The sequence below is a fragment of the Aquimarina sp. AD10 genome (assembly GCF_003443715.1).
Classification (GTDB): domain Bacteria; phylum Bacteroidota; class Bacteroidia; order Flavobacteriales; family Flavobacteriaceae; genus Aquimarina; species Aquimarina aggregata.
In genome coordinates, this window is the sequence record NZ_CP031965.1 from 115487 (window position 1) to 142293 (window position 26807).

Sequence of the window (26807 nt, forward strand, 5' to 3'; positions counted from 1 at the left end):
CCTGATTTTGAGTGTTTGTGTTTATTAGAGTATGATATTTGATAGTAATTAGACATTTTTATTATAACAATATTGGTATAGTACTTTGAAATGTTTTTTCATTTTTTCTTTGGCTAGCTTAGGGTCTTTATTTTTTATGGCATCAAAAATATCTCTATGCTCCTGAATACCTAAGAATGCTTGATTTCCATCACAGACATGATATGTTTCGAAATTTGTAATAATTTCTGGAGTTATATGTAACATAAATGCATTCATACTTGTATTATGACTCGCTTTTGCGATAGCTAAATGGAATAGCAAATCTTCTTGTACAGCATCTTCTCCTGATTCTACTTTAAGGGTGTATGCATCAAGTGCTTGTTTAAGTAATTGCAAGTCATCATCGGTTCTTCTTAAAGCGGCTAACCTTGCGGTTTTTAACTCTAATAAAATTCTTGTTTCTACTAGAGATTTAAAGTCGGGTTCATCTAGTCTTAAAATATCTTCTATCATACCATTCATAGCTATTACCCCTATGTTAGCAAGAAAAGTTCCGCTTTGCGGTATAGTATTTAAAAGACCATAAAACTCTAATTTTTGTATAGCTTCTCTAATATTACTTCTGCTTACTTCAAATTTTTCTGATAAAGACCTTTCTGAAGGTAATTTGTCACCAGGTTCTAGATTTTTGTAATTTATCAAATCCCTTAATTTAGAGATAATTCCCTTCTGGATTTCCTGATTCTCATTTTTTGATAATATTTCTAGCTTCATAGTGGATATGATGTATATCAGATAAATTGGTTAACCAGATTGGTTTGCCAAATTTATAAAAATATTTATTATTAAAAAAAATTAAATAATAAGTACTTTATTCGATTATTAAACAACTTATTTTGGGTGTTTTATAGATTTTGCTAACCCTATAAATAGGGTTAACAGAACCTAATTATTGACTAATTCAAACTTCATATTGATTCATGAACATGGGTTATTGTGCCCAAGATTTAATGATTGACTTTTAAATCATAAAATTTCACTCGTGCAAAAGCATCTTTGTTTTTTGTTCCGAGATAATTTCCTGCTTTAAAATAGTTTTCAAAAACTCCCCATCTTTTGATGTTGATGTCTTTATAAACAGCAAATTCATTATCGTTAAGTGAAACCACCATTTTACCTTTTGATACTTTTACTTCTAAGATGAATTTTTTAAAGCCTACTTTTTCTTTAAAAGTATATCCTTTGTCATCTGTCCAGGCATCTGTTTGCAAAATTTCGGTTTCTGATGCCGCTGGGTTTTTCAGTACTTTTGTTTTTACTCTAATTTTCCCTTCTTTCCAATAGATTTTTAATATCGGTGGGGCATTGTTATCTTTTTGTCCAATAAGGTCACGCTGTTCATTTGTTAACCTACCATGGATTTGCATAATAATAGTCTTATGATATTTTCCGTTTTTATCTTTGGAAATTTCGCCCATTTTAAGTTTTCCTCTCATTACACCTCCTTGTTCAAAAGTCCAATTCACATTATTATCACCAGGCACCATTTGCTCTCGTAATTCTGATCGAGAATATTTGGTGTTAGCAGTTTTAGAACCAGGAAAAGCATAAAAAACCAATGAACCATCTATCGAGTCATTATACATGTATTTTTTAAGTACATCATTGTTTGCATAATCCAATATTTCTGGAGGCTTAACTTCATCGGGTTTTCCGATAGGCAGAGTAACTTTCCAATGACTTAAATCTATTTTGGGTAACCGATACTTCTTTTTCTTTTTTCTTTTTTCCTTTTTAACATTCGAATCTGTAACGCTACTTGCCTGAATTTGGCAAGTAGCATTTGCAGATAGAAATACTATTACAAAAAATGATAATATACTTTTTTGAATGTTTTTCATTGTATAATTTAATTAACAGCTGTAATAGTTACAGAATCAACACGTATTTCTTCGTCTCCACTATTATATCCAAAGTCACCTCCGCCACCGCCAGTAGCAGGACCTCCGATACCTCTAATAAATAGAGCTACACTATCATTTGCACCCGAATTAAAGAAGAAGGTGAAAACACGATATTCAGATGTGTTTACATTATCCAAAGTCTCAACTAATAAATTATTAGCAGCTTCCTCAGTTTGCGCTACCGAAGTATAACCAAAGTCATCTTGTGGGATTAGAGCAGTTTCTTCGAAATACATAGGTGTATACCCATCTATATAACCTTCTCCAGCTAAAACTCTTACTTCTAACTGACTTGGCATATCTCCAGTTTGATCTGATTGGAAACGAATAGGGATTTCAATTCTATAATCTGCATTTGGAGTAACTGCAAACTCTTGATACGCATGATCAGGCTCATTATTATCAAATTTGATAACATCAGAACCATTACCGCTACTAGATTCTCCTTGATCTCCAATACTCTTGTTAATCCAACCCGAACAAGTGCAATCAGAACCTGAGGATTTGGGCAGTCTATTAAATTCAGCATTTAATAATACAGGATCTGGGACTGCAGGAGCATCTGGCTCAATCAACTCTATTGTTTCAGAATAGGTAGAGGTTTGATTTAATGCATCTGTAACCGTTAATGTAACAGTATAAGAACCTTCTCCTGGATAGGTATTCATTGGATCTATTTCGGTCGAAGTATTTCCATCACCTAAATCCCAGCTGTAATTCGTAGCATTATCGGATTGATTAGCAAAAGTTACTTGGGTAAAGGTTTCAATTTCTACCCCATTTGTAAAAGTAAAGAAGGCGTTAGGTGGTGTTTCATCTGCGATGGAATTTGCCTCGGGCAATTCGTCTACAAAATCGCAAGAGATAAATACCATCAAAAAAACCAAAAGCGTAACTATAGGGGTTTTTGATATCAATCTGTAGTTTAAAACTATTTTTCTCATAACGTTATATTTTATTTTTAATACCCTGGGTTTTGTTTTAACAATCCTTGACTAATAGCAATTTCTGCACCAGGAATGGGTAGTAATAAATCCGTAGCCTGAAATTCGAAATTATTTGATGTTGAAAAGGCAGATAAAACTTCTTGTGCCACTCCAAAACGTTTTAAATCTAAGAATCGATGATTTTCAAAAGCTAATTCTACACGTCTTTCATCCATTAATTCTTGCTTGGTTATACTGGTGATAGGGTCAGTTATTCCTGCTCTTTCTCTAACAGCTTGAAAAGATGCAATTGCGGCAGGAGCACTAGTTTCTAGACCGCCAGCAAGAATAGCTTCAACATGTAGTAATAATACGTCTGCGTATCGTGTTACAATCCAGTCATTACCAGCAATTCTAGGATTAGAAGGCGGATTTGTTGGTAAACCTAAATTTTCGTCGACTATTGGTAAGAATTTTACAGTTTGGAATAGACCTGGGTTTCCTGGATCTTCTCTAAACGTAAATTGTCCTCTGTTACCACCAAAAGAAGCAAAAGCAGCTACAAGCTCTGCTGTTGCATAATTTGAACCTGTACCTCGACCTACGGCATCTAAAAATTCTGCAGAAAAACCTTGACTATCATTTACTATATCATTTCCAAAACCGATAGCAAATATTGTTTCGTTATTGGCTTCGTTGTAGAAAATATCTGAAAAATCGGATTCAAGACTATAATCACCACTTGCAATTACAGTTTCTAGCAGACGTTGAGCATCTAAATAATTTGTTCCTTGAGTAAGATATACTTTGGCAAGAAAGGTTTGAGCAGCGGCCTTTGATACTCTTGTTCTAGAATTGTTATCTAAATCACTAGCCACAGCAAACTGAAGGTCACCTACAATTAACTCATAAACTTCAGTTTCATTAACCCTTGTAAAAGCAATCTCTGTTTCCTCAGGACCAATAACTCTGTCTACTAATGGAACATCACCATAAAAACGAACCAAATTGAAATAAGCATATGCTCTCAAAAAACGTGCTTCAGCTTCAAATTTATTTGCATTTTCACTTGACGCATTTTGTAAATTTTCAAGAACCAAATTGGCTCTAAAAATAATATTGTACATACTTCTATAATATGTAATTACTGCAGCCGTTTGTGGTGTAACTGTGAATGTCTCAAAATCGAAACCTTGAGGAGATCCACTTTTTGTTCTTGAATTATCACTTAAAGTCTCAGCCATCTGATATTCAATTTGAATAGCTAAATGTGGATTATTAAAACCACCATCACCTTCCAAAGGGTTGCTACCCTGCAAACCATCATAGATGTTGATGATACCTGCTGTTATTTCTTCATCATTATTGAAAAAATTATCAATAACAACAGCAGAGGTTGGCACCGTATCTAAATCGCATGACCATAAGAGAACAGTCAAGCAAAACAATGAATATATTTTTATTCGTTTCATAAGTTTTGTTTTTTGGATGTTAAAATTCAACATTTACTCCTAAGGTTATTGTTTGCTGTATTGGCGTACCTCCTCTTTGATAACCAAAGGTTAATGGTGTTAGTTGACGCACATGTTCTGGATTCCAACCTGTATAATCATCGGCTGTGATAAATAATAGGTTCTGGCCAGTAGCATATAACCTTAGATTGCTCAACTTTAAATTAGAAGTGATGTCTTTAGGAAAATTGAATCCCAAACTTACTGTACGCAAAGCTAGATAACCTGCGTTTTGTACCAATTGGTCTGTAAATATACGTTGCACAAGAAACTCTTGATTTGGTGTGTTGTTTCTATCGAAATCTACAGTGTTGCTATTAAAAAAGTCAAAAACATATTGATCTCCTAAATTATAAGTTTTGGCTCCATGACTTCCTTGAAACAAGAAACTAAAATCCATGTTTCCAAACTTAAAACTATTACCTAAACTCCAAATTAAATCTGGATAAGGGTCACCTAAAATAGTTTTATCATCTTCGTCTATCAGACCATCGCCATTCAAATCTTTAGCATATGCGAATTGAGTTCTGTTACCTACTTGTCTAAAAGGGTCATTTAGAGATTCAAATGGAATATCACCATCATATACATACCCATAGAAAGATGAGATAGGCTGTCCTACTTGGTTGATCCATTCGACCAATCTACTACCGTCATTTGTGTTAACCACCTGACCGTTAGAGTCTCCAAAGTCTACCAAAGTATTTTCATTAAAAGATCCGATTAGAGTTGCTTCCCATCTAAATTTTTCGGTACTTATAATTCTTGTACGTAATTCTACTTCGAACCCTTCATTTTCAACTTTACCTATATTGACTAAAGCTGAAGTAAAACCTGTAGTTCCTGCCACGGGATTATCAATCAGTAATTCGTCACTAGTTCTTTTGTAATAATCGAATGAACCAGAAATTCTGTTGTTAAAGAATCCAAAATCAATTCCTGGATTAATTTCTTCTGATTGTTCCCATTGCAAAAGGGCATTAGGAATATTAGCAGGATTAAACCCATTTGTTATAGCACCATCAACAACACCACTAGATGGTTGTAATAAAGCAAGAGAAGGGTAGTTATCGGTTAAGAAAGAACCTGTATTAAGTGCATTTGTACCTGTAACACCCCAACTAACACGAAGCTTAAGTTGATTAATCCAATCCACATTTTCCATGAATCTTTCATTTGAAACAACCCAACCAGCTGATAATGCTGGGAAGTTACCATATTTTACATCTCGTCCAAAAATAGAACTACCATCTCGTCGTATACTTGCATTAAATAAATATTTGTCGTCATAAGAATAAATAACCCTACCTAAAAATCCATTTAAGAAGTTTTCATAGTCAAAGGCAGTTGCATCATTAATGATTGACCCACCTCCAACATTAGGGATTAAGTCCGAGGTAAATCCACTAGTCTCTATTTGCGACTCTTCAAAAAATCTGTTTTCCAGAGAAATACCAGCAATTGCATTTATTGAATGTTTACCTATTGTTTTGTTAAAGCTTAAAATATTATCGGAAATTAGAGCATATCTACTACGAGTATCATAAGAAGCAGTTGCACGAGATGCACCTTGTCTTGAAGAGTTAATACCGCGATAATCAGTATTTATTCTGTTTTCATAAGTAGCGGTAAATGTTGACTTAAAACTTAGGTCATTAGTAAATTTATAGTCTGCAAATAAACTTCCGTAAAAATTATATCTATTTTCGAAACGTTGACGTTCGAGTAATTTTGCTAATGGATTTATATTACTTGTATTACTAATATCTACCCCGCTAGTGACTGGTATTCCTTGAAAATTACCGGCAGCATCAAAAATACTTGTTGCCCCTGCAGGATATTGATAATCATCAAACATTCTTTGTAATACATAGTCTCCAATTTGGGCATCAGCGTATCTACCTCCGTCACGAACGCGATTAACAAAACCTATATTAGATTCATTTAAACGAGTTGGTACCCAAGAAGGTTGTCGTACAACATCATATACACCAGTAGCACTAAAACGTCTTCTTTTTGAGTAAGAAGGAGAAAAACTAGTTCCTATCTTTAACTTATCAGTAACTTGTGTGTTAATTTTAAGTTGTGCCTGATATCTTTCAAAACTATCTGTTAACAATACACCATCATCATTAACGTAACTTAAGTTAACATTGTATTTTGTTTTTTTAGTACCTCCTCGTACGCTAAAACTATGGCTTTGAATTACTCCTCCGTCTATAACGATATCTTGCCAGTCATTTTCAGCGTTTATTAATTGTCTAAATTGACTTCCTAAAGAAAGTCCACCTGTTATTTGTCTTTCTCGTTCTAATTCAGCTTCAAAATCAATGTCATACGCATCGCTTCGTCTACCTTCTTTAATCCCTGTAAACGTATTATATGTAAATCTTGCCTTACCTTCTTTACCCTGTTTGGTTGTTATTTGAATTACACCATTAGAACCTCTAGAACCAAAAATAGCGGCAGAGGCAGCATCTTTAAGTACTTCGAAAGACTCTACATTGTTCATGTCTAAGTTGGTCAAAAAGTCAGAATCAACAACAGCACCATCCACTACTACTAAAGGTCCGTTATTTGAAGTTATTGATCCAACCCCTCGAATACGAATCGTAGGTGCAGAACCAGCTTCACCTTCAGAGGTTCTGATATTTACCCCAGAAACCTGACCAATCAAGGCTTCATCTACCCTAGATACTGCAATTTGATCTAAATCTTCATTAACTACTTTTGAAATAGCCCCAGTAAGTAAGGATTTTTTCTGTGTACCGTAACCTATTACTACAACTTGTTCAAGTTCTGCAGCGTCTTCTTGTAATACGATATCTATAACAGTTTTACTGGCTGTAGCTGTAACTGTCTGTGTTTTAAACCCAACGTATAGGTACTCGAGAATATCTCCTTCCTTTACTTTGATTGAGTAATTACCGTCAAAATCACTTGAAGTACCTTGACTCGTTCCTTTAACGAGAATGTTTACACCAGGTAAAGGTATTCCTTCTTTTCCATCTGTGATTTTACCAGAAACTGTCAGCGTATTGTCCTGGGCCAACAAAGAAAATTGGAATAAAATTAGGACGGTAAAAATTAGTTTAATTTTTAAATTCATCTTGATAATGTTATGTTCCTACAATTTAATTTGATATTGTTTAAATATCTTAATGAAGAATAAACACTGTAGTGCTCTTGATTCTCCCCATTTTATTAATTACAAAGCCATCACCATTTAAACGAAATTTCGTATTTTTGTAGAGTGATGTGCAATTAATTTAGTGCATGCATGTTAATTTTACTTCCCTCCTAAAAGAAGTAATTTGAAAGGATAGGTGTGCGCCTGTCCTTTTTTCTTTTTAATAAAAAATAAGTTTCATTTGTTTGTTTTTTGATTTCATGTTTAAAAGTGTTAGAGTGTTTTTATTGGTAAACCAAATTGGGTAACCAAATTGGTTTACCAAATATATGTTATTTTAATGTTAAATAAAAAAATATACTAAGTTTTAATGTTAAAATTTCCGAAGTATCTATTCTGACTATTAAAATATTATCATATTGATATTATACTACTAAACAAATGTTTTGTACACTTTCTTTATTGCATAAAATCTTCTCGTATAGGGCTAAAAACATCTATAAGTACTCCGGCCTCTAGACATACTGCTCCGTGTGGTGCATGTGGGGGAATATAGAAACAGTCTCCACCTTTAAGTACTTTTTTTTCACCATTGATACTAACTTCAAATTGGCCATTTTGTACGTAGGTAACTTGAGAGTGGTGATGATCATGAATAGGGCCTATCGATCCTTTTTCGAATTTGACATGTACTAACATTATTTTATCATCATAACCCATAATTTGTCGTTGTACTCCTTCGCCAACTGTTTCCCATTTAATGTCATCTCCGATGATAAATTCTTTACTCGATCCAAAACTTTCCATTGTGATAAGTGTTAAAAAATATAAAATTAATTTTCCTTGTTATGTGTGTAAGGGCCAACCCAAGAAAAGGGTTTTCCATTTATAGTAATTGTGTGTGATGTTTTGTTATTTGAATCCGTGGTGCATAGAACGAAAGTATGTTTTTTGTCTTCTTTAGTAAGTATAGACCAAGAAACATAGTTCTTATTTTTGGTACTGTTTTTTGTAATTTTTTTAATGTTACTATGCGCATTATTTGCTATCTCGGTAACATAGTTATATGATCCGTGGGCTTCTACAACACTAATAAAAACACCTTCTTCTTGTTTAGGTTTTCTTATGAGGAATGAAGGGTCTCTTCTTAAGTTGAAGTTCGGGTCATTGGCTCCAATCCTTGTAAATAAAAATTCATCATTTTGTTTTGCTAATGTTGATAAGGTATAAAATGTTTGATTTGCCTTCCATGTAGTTTGAAGTGTTCTTTCTTCTTTCAATATACTTTTTCCTTCCAACCATAGATGTTGATACCCATTTTTTTCGCCTACTTTAGTTAGTGTTTCGGGACTTGAGTATTCGAAATTAGTATCAATGATTTGTCCATTATAGTAAAAAGGCAGATCGAATTGATGAGTAGTCTTAGATTTAAATTGCATAACATCAATTACTAGTGGATTTTCAAAATCATTATCCTCTAGTACGAGCATGGTTCTATGAAGATTTGTACCTGGGTATGCATTGTCTTCTTTTGCACTTACAATTTGGAGTTTTAGGTTTGATACATCAAAAAGATATTTTTCTGAGTGATGCGTACTTCCAATTTTAAATTTACCTTCAAAATGTGAGATTTCGTCTTGGATAATAGTGTTATGAGCGATACTTTGTTTAGCCCAAGTTTTATTTTCTTTAAGGTAGCCTCCACCATTTTTCTGTTCGATGTTTACAAATCGAGCAAGCCCATAATCTTGCAGTATTTCATTTCCTTTATTGTAATACGAAAATGATAATTTATCATAATGTCCATGACTTAAGCCTTGGGCGGTATATTTCATTACTAAGCCAAATTGTTGATTTTTAGAACGAAGAATTCCTACACTACCTTGAGTGCCATCTGACCCATCTCTAAGTTCTATAGATTTTTTGATAAAAGGTTTTGCTTTTTTTTGTTGTATACCTAGGGCTACAGAGAGTCCTGTGTCATCTAATTGTATTTTATTTTGTTGCTTTGCAATACTAAGAAGAGAAGGGTCGTTTCCTCCAAAATGATAAGCAATATTTACCGCTGATACCAATTCTCTAGAATAGTAAGACATTCCTTTCTGTCCGTCATTTAAAGGAAAAAATTCACCATTAGCGTTTGTTAAGTTTAACAATGCGTAAACAGCCTTTATTAGTACCCCGTTTTTATATTCAAATATTTTTAACTCGGGTTTTTTATTTTGTAGCGCTTCTGCAAAAATCATAAATGGATACATCGCATACCTTTGGTAGTATGGACCTTCAGTATAATATCCGTCTGGAGAGAAAGGCTCGTCTAAATTAGCTAAGAAGCCTGTCTTTTGACCCTTAGTTTTAATAAAACCGCCATCATTGTCTTTTTGATTGGGATCAATGTTGTCACTTTTTAACCCATATAATGCACGATCAATTAATTCTTGATTATCCATAACCAACCCAATCATTCCTACCGCTACATTGCCCCATGTACTATGATTGTGAATTCTATTAAAGAATTGTGGACTTCCTTCTGATAAAAAATTAGCGTACGGGATGAACAGGTTTTTCTCTAAATTATCACGTTCCTTTTTTGATAAGTAATCATAAATACAGTCATAAGCTTGACTTACATAGACTAACCAATTAGAATCATTTAAGCATTGCCAAAATATTTTCCCTCTTGCATAAGATCTTGTTTGTGGGTGTAAGGGTAGGGTAGGGTATATTTTTGCATACTCCTTTAGAACATCATGAACATATTTAGCGTATTTATCATCAGCTAAAAGTTGGTATAATACGCCAGCTTGTTGCAGGGTTATCCAGTTTTTTTTATGCCTGTCATGTGTATATCCCCCAGCCATGTCTTTAGGAATAGGTACATGTATGCCAGAAGCGATTTCTTGATCAATGGCGTTTTTTACCTTGTTTAATGTTGTATCAAAAATTGGGATAGTCCCTAATTGTTTTTTAATAGTTTCAACTCCGCTTTTTGTTAATATTAAATTGGGATGTTCTTGTGCATTAGCATGTATAGAGAAGGCGATATAGAAAACAACAAAAAAAGAGTAATAAAAATTTATAAAAGATGACGATTGTGTGATTGATCTTGACATAGTTATTTTTTTAGTATTCCGATATCTAAATTATCATCTCCTTTGTTGGTTAATTCAGAGTTGTTCGTGAGGGAGTAAGTCTCCATATTTTCGAACTTTGGATCTAAAGACCAGATGGTTCCTATTTCATATTTTTGATCTCCTGTAACTACTACTTTCTCAGATTTAAAAAAGTTTGTATGATGAACCTTAGCAATAGGACCGCCTACTACTAAGTGCATTTGAATACCTTTACTATTATTAAAAATGCTATTTTTTATAATGGCATTTTGTACTCCCACTAAAGAAATAGATTTTTTGTTTTTATTTCGTTTACCATGACCAACATTGTCCAAAACATTATGATCGAAAGTAAGAAATGGTCCAAATGTACTTTCATCACGGCCATCTCTAACCAAATTTAATACAGCACCATCAATATTGGAAAATACATTGTTTTTTAGGATTACAAATTCTGCATTAAAAATCCCATTTTCGCCAATTTCTTTATCTAACGAGAGTATATTACCGGTAATATTTTTAAATGTAGCATTAGTAATACTAATTGTATCGGCCATAGTATTCTTGAATACTTTTATAACATCATATGAGTGATTGATATTTAGATTTTTAAAATCACAATTATCTATAAGTAGTTTGTAATTTTTGTTCATAGAATATTTACTAGTTCTAATCACAGCATTTCCAGCATAATCTGGCGCTTCTTTTCCATCAAAAATAAGGTTGTTTAATTTCAAACTTCCTCCATTTAGAATGTCAAACAATGATTTTTTTTCAAAAGTAATAGTTGATTTTTTTGAGGAAGTTGATATTGTAATAGGATGTTTTATTTCAATCGTTTTCGTTTGTAGATATCCATCTTGAGCTGTTAGTTTAATTATATCACCAGGCGCAGAATTTTTTACAGCATCAAATAATGTATTTATACCAGGTTTAACATGTATTGTTTTACCAGAATTAAAGGAAGCTGTTTTGTTAACTTTTGGGTACCAGGATGCACCTGTTGTTTCTTTTGATGGAATCTCACCTTTAATTATTGCGCCAAGACCTGGTGTAGGAGTAGCTTCTGGAGCTAACAAACCATAATTGTTTTTTTGCAGCACTAACTTTGTGGCTGTGAATCCATTTTTTGAAATTCCTTTTGTATTGGGGCTAATAAGGTTGTTTTGAAAATCAATACCTGTGATATCGTCATAAACTGTAAATGAGTCATCTTTATTTTCATTGTAGAAAATATTGTTATGCATTACAGAATTAATAGGTGTTGCACTACGTTCGGCATCACTTCCTGCACATAATTGTATATAATCACAATTAATAAAAGTGTTGTTTTTAATTTTAGCATCACTTACTTGAAAGTATCTGTTTAATGGTGAATTTGGAACACCATTCATTACTACTAATGCACCTCCAAAACGATAACCTGTAAGGCCTATTGCATAATTGTTTTCTACAGTTTGTTTTCCGTTTATGACACGAATACCACCTGTACTTGGTACCCCGTTACCAATAAACACGTTATTGTTAACATTGGTTTCGTTTCCATGACGCATAGTTAAGGTTCCTCGGCATTCGAAAAATACATTATTACGATATGTATTTTGGCAAGATTTGCTAGATATGATTTCTAATTCACCGGCACATCGATCAAAGTAGTTGTGCTCAACAATTGTGTTAGAATTGCTTAAGGAATGATGGCTTGTTCCTATTCTGAGTGTTTCTCCACCATTTGAGCCTAAGGTTTGTCTTGGACCAAAGTAATTATGATCTATTTGGTGATGATTCTGAATAAATTCTTTTGAGTTAAGGCGCACAGCCATTGTAACTCCAAGATTGCTTTTTCCTTCGATATGATTGTGATCTATTCTGTTGTTTTTTCCATAGATACCAATCCAATAGTCCTGTTCTCTTCTTTCAGGATTACTGTAATTATCAATTACACATTCTGTTAGACGACTATTTGAAGCAAAATTATTTTTATCTTTTTTAAATGAAATCACTTCAGAAGTAGGAGTAAAGCCGTTTTTAAAAACCAATCCACTTACCACTAAGTATTCACCGGCCATTCTTAGGTAGGACGCTCCTTCTAAAGTTGTTGCGCCTTTTTCTTCTACAGTTAGAGTAATAGGTTTTTCTTTAGTTCCTTTAGCCTCAAATAATAACTCTGCATCTTTCCAAATGCCTTTTGACAAAACAATAGAGTCTCCGGGTTGTATAGTTTTTAATGCTTCATTAAATGCATCAACAGAGCTAATAATACTATTGTTTTTTTTTGATGCATTGTTATTACATGCATAGAACGATATACTTAATAGTATACAAAAAAGGATTTTTATTTTCATCAAATTAACTGGTTTACCAATTTGGTTAACCAAAAATAAAAATATAAATCAATAATCAAATAAAGTATCGTTATTTTTTTGATGAAATGTCTAAAAAAGACGTTAAGAACCTACTTTTTTGACAAAAAAAACTGTTTTGCCTAATAGTAACTTCAAAAAGAAGTGGTTGTTTATTATTTGTTATTGTAAAAAAGAAAGAGTATTGATTTCTTACTCATTACAATATCTATGTAATTCTTTGAAATGATTATTTAGATTCGCTACTGCCTTTTCAACATCTTTTTCTTTAACAGCATCTACTATATCCTGATGTTCTTTAATTAGCAGGTAGTTCTCTTCTTTATTACAAACTTTGTTTTTTACAAAATGTGTGATTATTTCGGGAGTAATAATCAGCATAAGAGAATTGATAACTGTGTTATTACTAGCCTCAGCTAGTTTAAGGTGAAACATCAAATCTTCTTCTATAGCATCTAGTCCTTTAACTGCTTTTTCGCTATAGGCTTCATGTGCTTTTTGTATTTGATAGATTTGATTTTCTGTTCGTCGAGTTGCTGCTATCCTTACAGCATTAGTTTCTAGAATTATCCTAGTTTCTACTAAAGATTTAAAATCCGGATTTTGCAATTGAAGGATATCAGACATCATTCCGTTAAGTGCTGTTACACCAATATTTGAAACTCGAGTACCGCTCTGAGGGTACTTTTTAACAAGGCCATAAAATTCTAATCGTTGAATAGCTTGACGCAACTGATTTCGACTTACTCCAAATCTCTTAGCAAGATCTCTTTCTGCTGGAAGTCTGTCACCAGGTTCTAGTTGTTTAGATACTATTAATTCTCTTATTTTAGAGATGATAACTTCTTCTGGACTAGTTTTTGATTTAGTGGGTTTTTCAGTGTTGTCAATAACATTCAATTTCATATCAAATTTTAATTGTTTAGATCATTTTTCTTAAGAAAGAACCTTGTTCTTCCAAGAAAATAATATTAAAATTATCAATATAAATTTAAAAAGCCTCAATTTTTGTAAAAAAAACGAAACCGCCTAAAAATAAATCAGACGGCTTTGTGACATTAGGATAGTATTTATCCTATATAAGAAGGATTAATGAAATACCTCTAACTTGCTAATTCCTACACGACCAAAATCAGAACTTTTATAAGATTTTCCTTTCATCGATTGTAAGTAATTGCCTGCTTTAAAATAGTTTTGTTTGGCTGCAGCTTTTTGCGAAGTAAAAATGGTTTTTATTCTATTACCACTACTATTAAGTTCGTATAATTTTACAACACTATTTTTATAAGTTAATTCAAAGTACATTTCTTCTCCTAGGTTAAAACTACCAACAGTTTTACCTCCACCTTCGAGTTCTTCTGTAACATATCCATTAATTCTTAATTTAACACTGCCACTGGTTTGATTTGCATTTCCTTGACATTGTACTCTAATAACATCGTCAAAAAAGTCGGTCTTATCATGTATTTGTCCAAAACAAACTTTTCCTGAACTAGGTAAGCGATCTACTCTTACTTTCCATTTCATTCGATGTTCTTTGCTAGTTGTACCATCCCAGAAAATATTGTTATTCCCGTTTGCGGTTAGTTCTCTTAACTCCATTCTTGGATTTCCTGAACCTGAAGAAGTATCACTTCCTGCCCATACTTGAAATATCGCCCAATTATTATCTAAAAAGAACCAATTGTTATTTGTATAAGAGCTTAGATTTGGAATAGCATCTACATAGTTGTTATTCGATGGTGTTCCGCTTAATCCATTTAATTTCCAATTTTTAAGCCCAAGTAGATCATAAGGAGTGTTTCCACCGCCGTCGCCACCGCCATCACCGCCACCATCGCCATCTCCCGAACCATAAATCTCGGTTTCGGTCAAACTGTTCCAGCTATTACTAGAGTTTCCGAAGCCTGAAATGCGGACATATCGAGCACTAACTTCATTAAAATTATAAGTTTCTAGTTGACGAGTCGATCCGCTGCTGCCCTGAGATTTTCTATCGACTACGGTGAATAAATTAGAAGTAGAATTACCAACGCGTATTTTAAAATATGCTTTTCTTTGATCTCCTTTAAACCAAGCTAGCTTTACACTTGATATTTTTTTTGAAGAACCGAGATCATAAGTAATGTATTTCCCTGTTCTCCCGTTAGAAGACCAGCGCGTATTTAGATTGCCATCTAAAGTATTACTGGGTCTGTTACCGTCATCACCATTTGCAGATACCGAAGAAATATTGAGTTTGCTAGCTGATGCTTTAGCATCTGAATTCTGAATGCTTTCAAGTTGTTCTAGCGATTCAATATCTGTGGTGCAACTTGTAAATAATCCTAGAGTTATTGCAATGAATGAATAGCTCAGGGTTTTGCGATAGTTTTTCATAGTGTTTGTGTTAAAATTTTATTAATACCCTAATTGGTTGACCAATTTATAATAATCTATTGATTTTTACAAATAAAAAATGATTATTCGTTTAAAAAACAGTTAATTAATTATGAAATTAATGGTTAGGTGATAAGGGGAAAAGTACATTTATTCTTTAGAAATTTTCAGAGATATTTATTTCACTAAATTCTGCTATACCATTGCCGTTACTATCTAAGTTAACAGATTGATTATAAACCCCTGCTTTATAATAGTTGCTCTTACATGTTATATTTGTATAGGTACGAATTGGCATATTCATATCTTCTAAGTAAATTTTCAAAATGCTATTTTGTATTGTTATTTTAATAGTTAACCATTCTCCGAGAACATAATCATCTTTTATGTACCTGTCTGCATAGTTGCTGTTCCTAAAATCTATAGGAAACCCATCTGTAGCTCTGCCTTCGATAACATCTCCTAATAAGTATATTCTACCTGTGTCTCCTTCTACGGCATTTGGTTTATCACTTTGTATTTGTACTCTTAAAATATCGTCCCAAACATCTTGTTTGAAATCATGAATCTGCGCAAATGCAAATTTTTTGGTAGAAGAGGTTTGTACTATTTTTACTTTAAAATCTAATGTTTTTATACTGTTGTCATTGGCGTCCCAACCTTTTTCACCACTTTCATCAGAAGGCATTTCTCTTAGCTCACTTCTTGTATTTGAAGAATTTCCGGTAGTAGGAATGTCTTTTAGTGAAGGGCAAGAAAATAGCACATTCTTATTTTTTGCAAAAAAGAATTCGTCTTTATATGTTTTGAAACTAGGATCTCCCTCAAAATCATTTCTACTTTTGTCTAAATATACTTCATCAGCTATACCATCATTATTGAAATCCCTTGGAAGAGTGATTTTCCAATTTTTGAGTTCTAAAACTTCATAGGGTATGTCTGAAGTTGTTTCTCCATCCCCGTCTGTGACATCACCATCGGTTGTATCTCCCCCGTCTTGTTCTTGGTTTTCGGGTTCGTCGTTATCTGAGGAACAATTGGTTAAAGAAAATATAAATAACACTACAACTGGAATGTATCTTAATTTGCTGATTTTCATAATTATTTTGATTAACAGGATTTAAACATTACAACAACATTAATTCTAAAGTATATTTAAGCCCTACTTTTAAAGTGACTATATGCATAACGATAATTATTTGTTTTAGTATAGGATGACTTTAATTAATATTGTTAGATACCTGTTGCTTATGTATATACTATTTGAACGTAGTTTTTTAGTATTGATCGATTTTGAAAAGTATTTGTTATTAATTGCGTTTATGCTAAATAAGATGATAAGATTTTGCGAAAATCGTATAATTCTAGTTTTTTTTATTTTTTTTAACCTTATCTACGTACTTTTTATGTAATATTGTACCATCTAGTTAACGAAAGGGGCTACGGCCGACGATTTAGAGTTACTATTATTATGAAAACGGCAACAATCATTTATTCAGAAGTTAATGTTCAATCTTTGAACACATTATCTAATTCTATAACTCCTTTACGCCGCTTTCGCCGCCCCTTGGGGGTCTAATATTCTTTCGAAGTAGGTGCGTCCTTCTTCTCTATAAAATAGAATCCACTTTATATTTAAGTTTTGTTTTGAAATACGTTCATACTGTATTTTTAAATATGATTTAAAGTATATTAAATTTCTTCAGGATTCAGAATAATCAAACTTTTTTTAATATCAAAACCTATTTGATAAACGGAATTCGTTTATGAAAACAGTAAAAATTATTATAGCCAATAAAAATCATCTTCACTTTTCTACAGAGATATGTGATGTGATTTCTGATTCTGCAAAAGTAAGAGGTACTGGTATAGCTAAGCGTACACCGGAGTATATAGAATCTAAGATGCAAAATGGAAATGCAATTATAGCATTGTCAGATGGTAAATTTGCGGGATTTTGTTATATCGAAGTTTGGGGGCACGGTAAATATGTTGCACATTCTGGATTAATAGTACATCCTGATTTTAGAAATCAAGGATTAGCGAAAAAAATTAAAGAATTTACATTTAATTACTCCTTAAAAAAATACCCTAAATCAAAAGTGTTCGGTATTACTACAGGGTTAGCAGTAATGAAGATTAATTCAGATCTAGGATATAAACCTGTAACGTTTTCAGAACTTACAGATGATCCCAAATTTTGGTCGGGTTGTAAAACATGTACCAATTTTGATATTCTAACATCCAAAGACCATAAAATGTGCCTTTGTACTGGTATGTTGTATGATCCTGCTAAAACGGAGATTAAAAAAGAAAAGTGGTTCAATAAAAAAGTATTAAAACGATTAAAAAAAATTAAGCAGACAATGCTTGCAAATAATAAACAATTGTTATTATGGAAAAAGTAGTATTAGCATATAGTGGAGGTCTAGATACCTCGTATTGCGTAAAATACCTTATTCACGAACAAAACCTTGAAGTAAATACTATTTTGGTAAATACAGGAGGGTTTACAGAAAAGGAACTTGAAGAAACAGAAAAGAGAGCATATGAACTAGGAAGTTCTGATCACGTAAATAAAACAATACTTGATGAGTTCTATAATAAAGCTATCAAATATCTCATTTTTGGTAATGTTCTTAAAAATAATACATATCCACTTTCGGTAAGTGCAGAAAGGATATTTCAGGCTATAGAAGTTATTAATTATGCTAAAAAAATAGGAGCTAAATATATCGCACACGGGAGTACTGGGGCAGGAAATGATCAAATAAGATTTGATGTAATTTTTCAAACATTGGCACCAGAAATAGAAATTATAACTCCAATAAGAGACTTAAATCTATCTAGACAGGAAGAGGTGGCATACCTAGAAAAACATAATGTTTACTATAGTTGGGAAAAAGCACAATACTCAATTAACAAGGGTATTTGGGGAACTAGTGTTGGAGGAAAAGAAACATTAACATCTCACAGTTCTTTGCCAGATTCTGCATATCCAAGTCAGCTTAAAAAAGAAAAAGAAGAAACAATCACGTTGAATTTTGAAAAAGGAGAATTAATAGGCCTAGAAGGTGTTAAGGATACTCCAGTCAAGAATATTCAAAAACTTGAAGAATTGGCAAGTGCTTTCGCTATTGGTAGAGATATTCATGTGGGAGATACTATAATAGGTATCAAAGGAAGAGTTGGTTTTGAAGCAGCAGCACCAATGATTATTATTAAAGCTCACCATTTACTAGAAAAGCATGTACTTACTAAATGGCAACAATATTGGAAAGAACAATTGGCTAATTGGTATGGAATGCTATTGCATGAGGGAAATTACCTAGATCCTGTAATGAGAAATATTGAAGTGTTTATGGAGGATTCTCAAAAATCTGTAACTGGAGACGTAAAAATCAAACTGAAACCTTATCATTTTACACTAGAAGGAGTGACCTCTGATTTTGATATGATGAAGTCTGACTTTGGTCAATACGGAGAGATGAATAACTCATGGACATCAGATGATGCCAAAGGATTTATTAAAATTTATGGAAACGCTAATAAGATATATCATAACGTAAACCCAGGTGAATCATGATTAAAGTTGGAATAATAGGTGGGTCAGGTTATACAGCTGGAGAGTTGTTAAGATTACTTGTAAATCACGGTGATGTAATTTTGGACTTTGTATTTAGCACCACAAACGCAGGGGTACAGATTAGCAAACAGCATAGAGATTTGGTGGGAGAACTGGATTTAGAGTTTACAGATCAAGTAAATCCTAATGTTGATGTTGTCTTTTTATGTTTAGGACACGGTCGATCTCGATCATTTTTAGAAGAGAATTCTTTTTCTGATACTACTAAAGTAATTGATTTGGGAAATGATTTTAGATTAGAAGAAGATCAACAATATATGAATCGAGATTTTGTATATGGTTTACCAGAATTACAAAAAGACAGAATTAAGAACGGAAAAAATATTGCTAATCCAGGTTGTTTTGCAACAGCTATTCAATTAGGATTATTGCCTTTGGCTTCTGCTAAAAAAATTATAGATACGGTGCATGTTAATGCAACTACAGGGAGCACAGGGGCTGGAGTTATGCCCGGTTCTACAACACATTTTAGTTGGAGAGATAATAATTTTTCAAGTTATAAAGTTTTTTCACATCAACATCTGGGGGAAATAGAACAAAGTTTACAACAACTTCAAACAAGTTTTACAACCCCAATATTCTTTATCCCGAATCGAGGAAACTTTAGCAAGGGAATTTATGCTACAATATATACTAAATACGAAGGTAGTGAAGAAGAAGCTAAAGAACTTTATAAAACATATTATGCAGATGCAAAATTCACAGTAGTTTCTGATGAAGAAGTTAATTTAAAACAAGTAGTAAATACAAATAAATGTATTCTTCATATTACTAAAAAAAATGGAATGTTGCTGATAACATCTGTGATCGATAATTTGATAAAAGGAGCTTCGGGACAAGCAATACATAATATGAATTTGATGTTTGGATTAGAAGAAAAAACAGGGTTAGAATTAAAGGCTAGCGCTTTTTAATTCGCTCTTATCATAAGATGATATCAATAGATAAAGAAAATTTAAAATGAATAAAATAACAATCATAGGAGGTGGTAATCTAGGAAAATCAATTATTTCCGGTTTAGCAAGTAGCGATATCTTTGAAGCAAAAAACATAACGGTAGTTGATAAGTCCAAGTATAACCTAAAAGAAGTTAAAGAAAAACTAGGTGTTGCTACTTCTCAAGATATTATTACGGCTATCAAAGATGTAAAATGGGTTATTCTTTGTGTTCAACCAAGACAATTAGATGTTGTTTTAGACGAAATTAAACCAGTTTTAACTAAAGATCAGATTTTAATATCGACAGTTACAGGAACTTCTATTGCAGAGATTAATGAATTTGTACCAACGAATAAAGTTATTCGGGTTATGCCAAATACAGGAGCTTCAAAAAAATTATCAATGACTTGTATTGCAGCCAATGAAGATGTTAAAGAGGAGTTAGCAATTGTAGAAAAAATGTTCGATACTATTGGAGAAACCCTAGTTATAGAAGAACGATTAATGCAAGCTGCTACTGTTTTAGGAGCAAGTGGTATCGCCTTCTTTTTAAGGTTTTTAAGAGCAATGATACAAGGCGGTATCCAAATGGGGTTTCACCCTCACGAAGCTCAAATCATTGCAGTGCAAACAGCAATCGGTGCGGCAACTTTGGTAGCAGAAAATGGGACACACCCAGAGCGAGAAATTGATAAGGTGACAACACCTCAGGGATGTACCATAGAAGGACTTAATGAAATGGAACATCAAGGCTTAAGTTCCTCTGTTATAAAAGGAGTTATGGCGTCTTATGAAAAAATAAATACAATAAAATAACTGGCAGTATTATTTGCTCTATAATCAAGAGAGAATAAGCTAATACTATCACAAAAAATAGTAAAATGGAATTGTTTGATGTATATCCGTTATATAATGTAGAGCCTCAAAAAGCCTATGATTGTACTGTAGTAGATAAAAATGGAATAGAATATTTGGATTTGTATGGTGGTCATGCTGTAATTTCTATAGGACACTCACATCCACACTACGTTAAAAATTTAAAAGAACAAGTAGAAAAAATAGGATTTTACTCTAATGCCGTACAGAATAGCTTACAATCTAAATTAGCAAAAAAATTAGGAGAACTTTCAAATTATAATGACTACCAACTTTTTTTATGTAATTCTGGAGCAGAAGCAAACGAAAATGCTTTAAAATTAGCATCATTCAAAACTAATAAATCAAGAGTGATAGCATTTCATAATGGTTTTCATGGTCGAACTTCTGCAGCGGTCGCCGCTACTGATAATTTAAAGATTAATTCTCCTCTTAATGCACAGCAAAATGTTACTTTTTTGCCATTAAATCAAATTGAGTTGGTAAAAACTGAATTAGAAAAAGAAGATGTTTGCGCCATTATTATCGAACCTATTCAAGGAGTAGGAGGATTAGATGAAGGAACAACAGAATTTTTTGTTGCATTAGAAAAATTATGTCGTGAGTTTAAAGCAATTTTGATCCTAGATGAAGTGCAATCAGGTTTTGGGAGAAGTGGCGAATTCTTTGCTCATCAATATCATGGAATCAAACCAGATATTATTTCGATAGCTAAGGGTATGGGTAATGGATTTCCAGTAGGTGGAATTATGATAGCTCCGCATATTAAACCAAGTTATGGCATGTTAGGAACTACTTTTGGAGGTAATCACTTGGCTTGCGTTGCAACATTATCTGTATTAGAGGTTTTAGAAACCGAAAACCTTATAAGTAATGCAAAGCTTACCGGAGATTATTTTTTATCAGAAGCGATTAAACTTCCAGGGGTACAAAAAGTTAAGGGTAGAGGTCTAATGCTCGGTTTAGAATTTGATTTTGAAGTTAGTGAGCTAAGAAAAAAGCTAATCTATGATCATCATATTTTTACTGGGGGTGCAATGAATAAAAAACTCTTGAGAATACTACCTCCACTAACTATAGGGAAAAAAGAAATAGATAAGTTTATTAACGCACTGCAAAATGTATTAACTGAAGAAAAGGTAGATTTATGAATAGTATACAATTAAGCATAATAGAAAGAAATGCTGTCTTGCAAAGTATGGCTACTCTTGTAGATCAACATAGAGATGAATTAATACATGTTAATCAAAAAGATCTTAAAAACTATTCTGGTGATGATAAAGCAATGTATGACAGACTTAAGGTAGATCAAAACAAGATAGAAGGAATGATCTTATCCTTACAGCAATTGGCTGATCAGGATGATCCCTTGGGAGTTGAGCGATTTACGTTTGAACATGATAATGGTATGAGAATAGCCAATAAAACGGCATCCTTTGGGACCGTGTTAATTATTTACGAATCTAGACCAGATGTTACTATCGAAGCTGCTGGGATTGCCTTTAAGTCAGGAAATAAGATATTATTAAAAGGAGGTAAAGAGTCACTACATTCTAATCTTGCAATTGTAGCACTATGGCACAAAGCACTTTCAGAAAATCAGATCACTACAAAGTGGGTTGAGTACCTAAATTATGATAGGCAAAAAACACAATTATTTTTAGAAAAACCAACTCAAAAGGTAGATCTCATTGTACCAAGAGGAGGAGAAAAACTAATAGACTTTGTAAAAACACATGCAACATGCCCTGTTATTGTTAGTGGAAGAGGTAATAATTTTGTTTATGTACATAAAGATGCAGATAATACCATAGCAATAGACAACATTATAAATGGCAAGACGGATAAAATATCCGCTTGTAATGCAGTAGATAAAGTGTTAATTGATAAAAATCTTCCTAATAAAGAAGATTTTATACGTAAACTGATTGCTGCCCTCAAGATTCACGATGTCGAAATTTTAGGAGATCGATCCATAACTCAATATCCTGATATAAAACCAATAGATAGTGACACAGTTTGGTACGATGAATTTTTAGATTATAAAATTGTTATTGGTGAAACAGAAGACGAAATCGAAGCAATTTCAAAAATAAACACCTATTGTGGCGGACATTCTGCAGCCATAATTACAAAGAATCAATCAACTGCAGACACATTTATGTCGTCTGTAGATTGTGCAGCTGTTTACCATAACGCATCTACAAGGTTTACAGATGGATTCCAACTAGGTTTAGGAGGAGAATTGGCAATAAGTACAGATAAATTACATCAACGCGGTCCAATAGGGTTGCAACATTTAGTAACCAATAAATGGTATATACATGGCGATGGACAAACAAGATAAAAAGAGAATTGTACTTAAGGTAGGATCCAACGTTCTTACTAAAGAAACAGATCATATCTCTAGAGGAAAGATTGAAGATATAGGTAGACAAATTGTAGCAATGCAAGATGAATATGAATTTGTAATAGTAAGTTCAGGAGCTATTGCGGTAGCAAAACAATTTGTTAATCTAGAAAGTAATGGTGCTGCAATTAATGTAAAACAAGCACTTGCATCTATAGGTCAACCACATTTAATGCGGATTTTTCAAGAGAGTTTTAGAGACCTAGGACTACTTACTTCTCAATGTTTATTATCTTATTCTGATTTTGAAAGAGCTCAGTCTAAGAAAAATATTGTAAATACAATAAATGTATTACTAGCCAATCATTACATCCCGATCATTAATGAAAATGATACAGTAGCAACAGATGAAATCCAATTTGGCGATAATGATAAGTTAGCGGCATTAACGGCATCTTTGTTAAAGGCTGACAAGTTGTTAATAGCAACAAACACAAATGGGGTATATACTAAAGAATCTGTAGAGGATAATACTTATGATACTATAGCTAGTGTTGATAATATAAATGCGCTAGAAAACGAAATCATAGCAGAGACTTCTACTCACGGTACTGGTGGTATGAAATCAAAAATAGAAGCAGCAAGAATAGCCCAAGAAGCACATATAGAAACTTGGGTAGTAAATGGGTTAAGGGATAACTTTATCGTAGATGCAATTAATGAACAATATCCCTTTACTAAAATAATATTAGAAAATAAAGTTGAGCCTATAAATTGAGAAAAAATGAAAAATTACTTTTCTATACAAGATATTGATTCGCTATCGAATTGGGTAGATGAAGCCATTAAAATGAAAAAAAATCCATTATCTCATAGAACCTTGGGTGTAGATAAGACCATTGGATTATTGTTTTTTAATCCAAGCCTTAGAACTAGGTTGAGTACTCAAAAAGCAGCACTAAATTTAGGAATGAACGTAATTGTAATGAATTTTACAGGAGAAGGATGGTCGCTCGAATATGGAGATGGTACTGTAATGGATCAGGGAAATTCTGAACATGTTAGAGAAGCAGCTCAGGTAGTATCTCAATATTGTGATGTTTTAGCAATTCGAGCTTTTGCAAAATTGGAAAATAAGGAAGATGATTATAGTGAAAAGGTTCTACAAAGTTTCATGAAGTATGCCACTATTCCTGTCATAAATATGGAGAGTGCCACTGGGCACCCTTTACAGGCACTAACAGATGCTATAACAATAACAGAACATAAAAAAAATAAAAAGCCAAAGGTTGTACTTTCATGGGCACCGCATCCTAAAGCTTTACCGCAAGCAGTAGCAAATTCTTTTGTAGAGATGATGCAGCATACAGATGCAGATTTTGTAATTACCCACCCAGTGGGATTTGAGTTAGCCAGTCAGATTACTAAAGAGGTGCCCATTGATTACAACCAAGAAAATGCATTTAAAGATGCTGATTTTATTTATGTAAAGAATTGGAGTGCATATCAAGATTATGGTAAGACCAAATCTGATGGTGCTTCTTGGAGAATTACTAAGGATAAAATGAAATTGACCAACAATGCTAAATTCATGCATTGTTTGCCAGTAAGAAGAAATGTTGTTGTAGATGATGCTGTCATTGATAGTAAGAACTCAATAGTTATCGAACAAGCAAATAATAGAACATTTGCAGCACAACTGGTTTTAAAGAAGATCTTAGAGAACAATTAAAAATTAGAAACTTTTACATGTTTTGTGAAAACTAAAAATGTAAATATGAAAAAGGAAAAGTTATTGGTTGCCAAAATAGGAGGCAATATTATAGAAGATGAAAAAGCTTTATCTTCATTTTTAGAAGATTTTTCAAAGGTCGAAGGCGCTAAAATTTTGATCCATGGCGGTGGGAAATCCGCAACCAAATTAGCAAATCAATTAGGAGTAAAAACTGAAATGATTGATGGACGAAGAATCACATCTTCTGATAATTTGGATATCGTTGTGATGACATATGCGGGGCTTTTAAATAAAAAAATTGTAGCCGGATTACAGAAATACAACTCTAATGCATTGGGATTAACAGGCGCTGATGCAAATATAATTCAAGCAAAGAAGAGGTCTGTGCAGTTTATTGATTACGGTTATGTTGGAGACGTAGTTAAAGTAGACCCTACTATTATTACAAGTTTTTTAGGGCAGGGTATAGTACCAGTATTTTGTGCTGTTACTCATGATTCAAAAGGGCAATTGTTTAATACTAATGCAGATACTATTGCATCAGAAATAGCATCTGCCATGAGTACTAATTTTGACGTATCCTTATTTTATTGCTTTGAATTAAAAGGAGTTTTAGAAAATATAGAGGATAAAAATTCGGTAATTGAACATATAGATTTAAATAAATATTCGCAATTAAGAGATGATGAAGTAATTGCTGATGGCATGTTGCCCAAACTTCAAAATTGTTTTGATGCCTTACAAAAAAATGTGAGTAAAGTACACATTGCAAATGCAGATTTTATAAAAAACAATAATACAAAACATACGACCTTGAGTTTATAGATCATGATTGAAAAACTAACAACACAAGCCATAGAACTGCTAAATCAACTTATAGAGACACCGTCTTTTTCATCAGAAGAAGAAGAGACAGCTCAATTGATTGAAGGATGGTTTATCCAGCATGATATTCCTTTTGAAAGAGAAAACAATAATATATGGGCTTATAATGAACATTTTGATGATAGTAAACCTACAATTTTACTAAACTCACATCATGATACGGTAAAACCAAATGGAAATTATACCAATAATCCTTTTAGTGCATTTGTAAAAGATAAAAAACTTTATGGTTTGGGTAGTAATGATGCTGGAGGATGTTTGGTGTCTTTAATAGCCACATTTACATATTTTTATAAGAGTCTGGATTTACAATACAATCTCGTTATTGTTGCTTCTGCAGAAGAGGAAAGTAGTGGTCCTCTTGGCTTAAAGAGTGTTTTAAAGCATCTTAAGAATGTCGAATTTGCTATTGTTGGAGAGCCTACATTAATGCAGTTGGCAATTGCAGAAAAAGGACTATTGGTTTTAGACGTATCAGTAAAAGGAACAGCAAGTCACGCAGCACATCCCAATGATGATAATGCAATTTACAATGCACTAAATGTAATTCGTTGGTTCGAAACTTATGCATTTAATAAAATTTCGGATACCTTAGGTAAAGTAAAAATGACTGTTACTCAAATCAATGCAGGAAAACAACACAATGTTGTACCAGCGAGCTGTGATTTAGTAGTGGATGTACGTGTAAATGATAAATATAAAAATGAAGAAGTATTGCAAATCATAACACAAGAGTTGCCGAATAATGTGGTAGTAAAACCTAGATCACTACATCTTGGATCGTCATCAATTCCTATAGATCATCCTATTGTAAAATCTGGAATCGCATTAGGTAGGACAACATATGGTTCCCCTACTTTATCCGATCAATCAGTTTTAAGCTGCCCTTCATTAAAAATGGGACCTGGGGATTCAACAAGGTCACACTCTGCAGATGAATTTATTTATTTAGAAGAAGTGATTGAAGGAGTCGAGCTTTACATAAAAACTCTAGACAAAATATTAAAATAA

The 26807-nt window shown here is 32.9% G+C and carries 21 protein-coding genes; 10 read left to right on the forward strand and 11 right to left on the reverse strand.

Going from position 1 to position 26807, the window contains the following annotated elements:
• Nucleotides 1-48 precede the first annotated feature (48 nt).
• The 11 genes from D1816_RS00450 to D1816_RS00500 all read right to left on the reverse strand — a co-directional run bounded on the left by D1816_RS00450 (nt 49) and on the right by D1816_RS00500 (nt 16464).
• Nucleotides 49-756 (reverse strand): FadR/GntR family transcriptional regulator, encoded by a 708-nt coding sequence (locus D1816_RS00450; RefSeq protein ID WP_066311183.1) that lies wholly within the window; start codon nt 754-756, stop codon nt 49-51.
• A 233-nt stretch (nt 757-989) separates the two neighbouring features.
• Nucleotides 990-1883 (reverse strand): polysaccharide lyase family 7 protein, encoded by an 894-nt coding sequence (locus D1816_RS00455; RefSeq protein ID WP_118500774.1) that lies wholly within the window; start codon nt 1881-1883, stop codon nt 990-992.
• Nucleotides 1884-1891: 8 nt separating this feature from the next.
• Nucleotides 1892-2890 carry a PKD domain-containing protein gene (locus tag D1816_RS00460; RefSeq protein ID WP_118500775.1) on the reverse strand — a complete coding sequence of 333 codons (999 nt, stop codon included), beginning with the start codon at nt 2888-2890 and terminating at the stop codon, nt 1892-1894.
• 17 nt (nt 2891-2907) lie between these two features.
• Nucleotides 2908-4344, reverse strand: coding sequence for a RagB/SusD family nutrient uptake outer membrane protein (locus tag D1816_RS00465; protein ID WP_118506179.1), 1437 nt, complete (start codon nt 4342-4344; stop codon nt 2908-2910).
• Between the two features lie 19 nt (nt 4345-4363).
• Nucleotides 4364-7492 (reverse strand): TonB-dependent receptor, encoded by a 3129-nt coding sequence (locus tag D1816_RS00470; RefSeq protein WP_118500776.1) that lies wholly within the window; start codon nt 7490-7492, stop codon nt 4364-4366.
• Nucleotides 7493-7972: 480 nt separating this feature from the next.
• Nucleotides 7973-8320 (reverse strand): cupin domain-containing protein, encoded by a 348-nt coding sequence (locus D1816_RS00475; protein WP_118500777.1) that lies wholly within the window; start codon nt 8318-8320, stop codon nt 7973-7975.
• 26 nt (nt 8321-8346) lie between these two features.
• Nucleotides 8347-10626 carry a heparinase II/III family protein gene (locus D1816_RS00480; protein WP_118500778.1) on the reverse strand — a complete coding sequence of 760 codons (2280 nt, stop codon included), beginning with the start codon at nt 10624-10626 and terminating at the stop codon, nt 8347-8349.
• A 2-nt stretch (nt 10627-10628) separates the two neighbouring features.
• Complete coding sequence (locus tag D1816_RS00485) at nt 10629-12968, reverse strand: chondroitinase-B domain-containing protein (protein ID WP_118500779.1); 2340 nt, start codon at nt 12966-12968, stop codon at nt 10629-10631.
• Between the two features lie 210 nt (nt 12969-13178).
• A complete protein-coding gene (locus D1816_RS00490; protein ID WP_066311172.1) occupies nt 13179-13892 on the reverse strand; it encodes a FadR/GntR family transcriptional regulator in 714 nt (237 codons plus the stop codon).
• Nucleotides 13893-14075: 183 nt separating this feature from the next.
• Nucleotides 14076-15365: a polysaccharide lyase family 7 protein gene (locus tag D1816_RS00495; RefSeq protein ID WP_118500780.1), complete on the reverse strand. Its 1290-nt coding sequence runs from the start codon at nt 15363-15365 to the stop codon at nt 14076-14078.
• A 157-nt stretch (nt 15366-15522) separates the two neighbouring features.
• A complete protein-coding gene (locus D1816_RS00500) occupies nt 15523-16464 on the reverse strand; it encodes a polysaccharide lyase family 7 protein (protein WP_118500781.1) in 942 nt (313 codons plus the stop codon).
• Between the two features lie 667 nt (nt 16465-17131).
• Here D1816_RS00500 and D1816_RS00505 point away from each other — a divergent pair.
• From D1816_RS00505 to D1816_RS00550, 10 genes are all read left to right on the forward strand, one after another.
• Nucleotides 17132-17773, forward strand: a complete 642-nt coding sequence (locus D1816_RS00505) for a GNAT family N-acetyltransferase (protein WP_118500782.1) — start codon at nt 17132-17134, stop codon at nt 17771-17773.
• Complete coding sequence (locus D1816_RS00510) at nt 17761-18951, forward strand: argininosuccinate synthase (protein WP_118500783.1); 1191 nt, start codon at nt 17761-17763, stop codon at nt 18949-18951. Before D1816_RS00505 ends, D1816_RS00510 begins: the two co-directional genes overlap by 13 nt.
• Nucleotides 18948-19925 (forward strand): N-acetyl-gamma-glutamyl-phosphate reductase, encoded by a 978-nt coding sequence (argC, locus tag D1816_RS00515; RefSeq protein ID WP_118500784.1) that lies wholly within the window; start codon nt 18948-18950, stop codon nt 19923-19925. Before D1816_RS00510 ends, argC begins: the two co-directional genes overlap by 4 nt.
• A gap of 46 nt (nt 19926-19971) precedes the next feature.
• Nucleotides 19972-20766, forward strand: a complete 795-nt coding sequence (gene proC / locus D1816_RS00520; RefSeq protein ID WP_066311161.1) for a pyrroline-5-carboxylate reductase — start codon at nt 19972-19974, stop codon at nt 20764-20766.
• Nucleotides 20767-20831: 65 nt separating this feature from the next.
• Nucleotides 20832-21977 carry an aspartate aminotransferase family protein gene (locus D1816_RS00525; RefSeq protein WP_118500785.1) on the forward strand — a complete coding sequence of 382 codons (1146 nt, stop codon included), beginning with the start codon at nt 20832-20834 and terminating at the stop codon, nt 21975-21977.
• Entirely contained in the window at nt 21974-23173 is a 1200-nt protein-coding gene (locus D1816_RS00530; RefSeq protein WP_118500786.1) for a glutamate-5-semialdehyde dehydrogenase, read from the forward strand. The genes D1816_RS00525 and D1816_RS00530 overlap by 4 nt, the downstream gene beginning before the upstream one ends.
• Nucleotides 23151-23954: a glutamate 5-kinase gene (gene proB / locus D1816_RS00535; protein WP_066311155.1), complete on the forward strand. Its 804-nt coding sequence runs from the start codon at nt 23151-23153 to the stop codon at nt 23952-23954. Before D1816_RS00530 ends, proB begins: the two co-directional genes overlap by 23 nt.
• A gap of 6 nt (nt 23955-23960) precedes the next feature.
• Complete coding sequence (locus D1816_RS00540) at nt 23961-24908, forward strand: N-acetylornithine carbamoyltransferase (protein ID WP_118500787.1); 948 nt, start codon at nt 23961-23963, stop codon at nt 24906-24908.
• A 45-nt stretch (nt 24909-24953) separates the two neighbouring features.
• A complete protein-coding gene (argB, locus tag D1816_RS00545) occupies nt 24954-25736 on the forward strand; it encodes an acetylglutamate kinase (RefSeq protein ID WP_118500788.1) in 783 nt (260 codons plus the stop codon).
• Between the two features lie 3 nt (nt 25737-25739).
• Nucleotides 25740-26807 (forward strand): M20 family metallo-hydrolase, encoded by a 1068-nt coding sequence (locus tag D1816_RS00550; RefSeq protein WP_118500789.1) that lies wholly within the window; start codon nt 25740-25742, stop codon nt 26805-26807.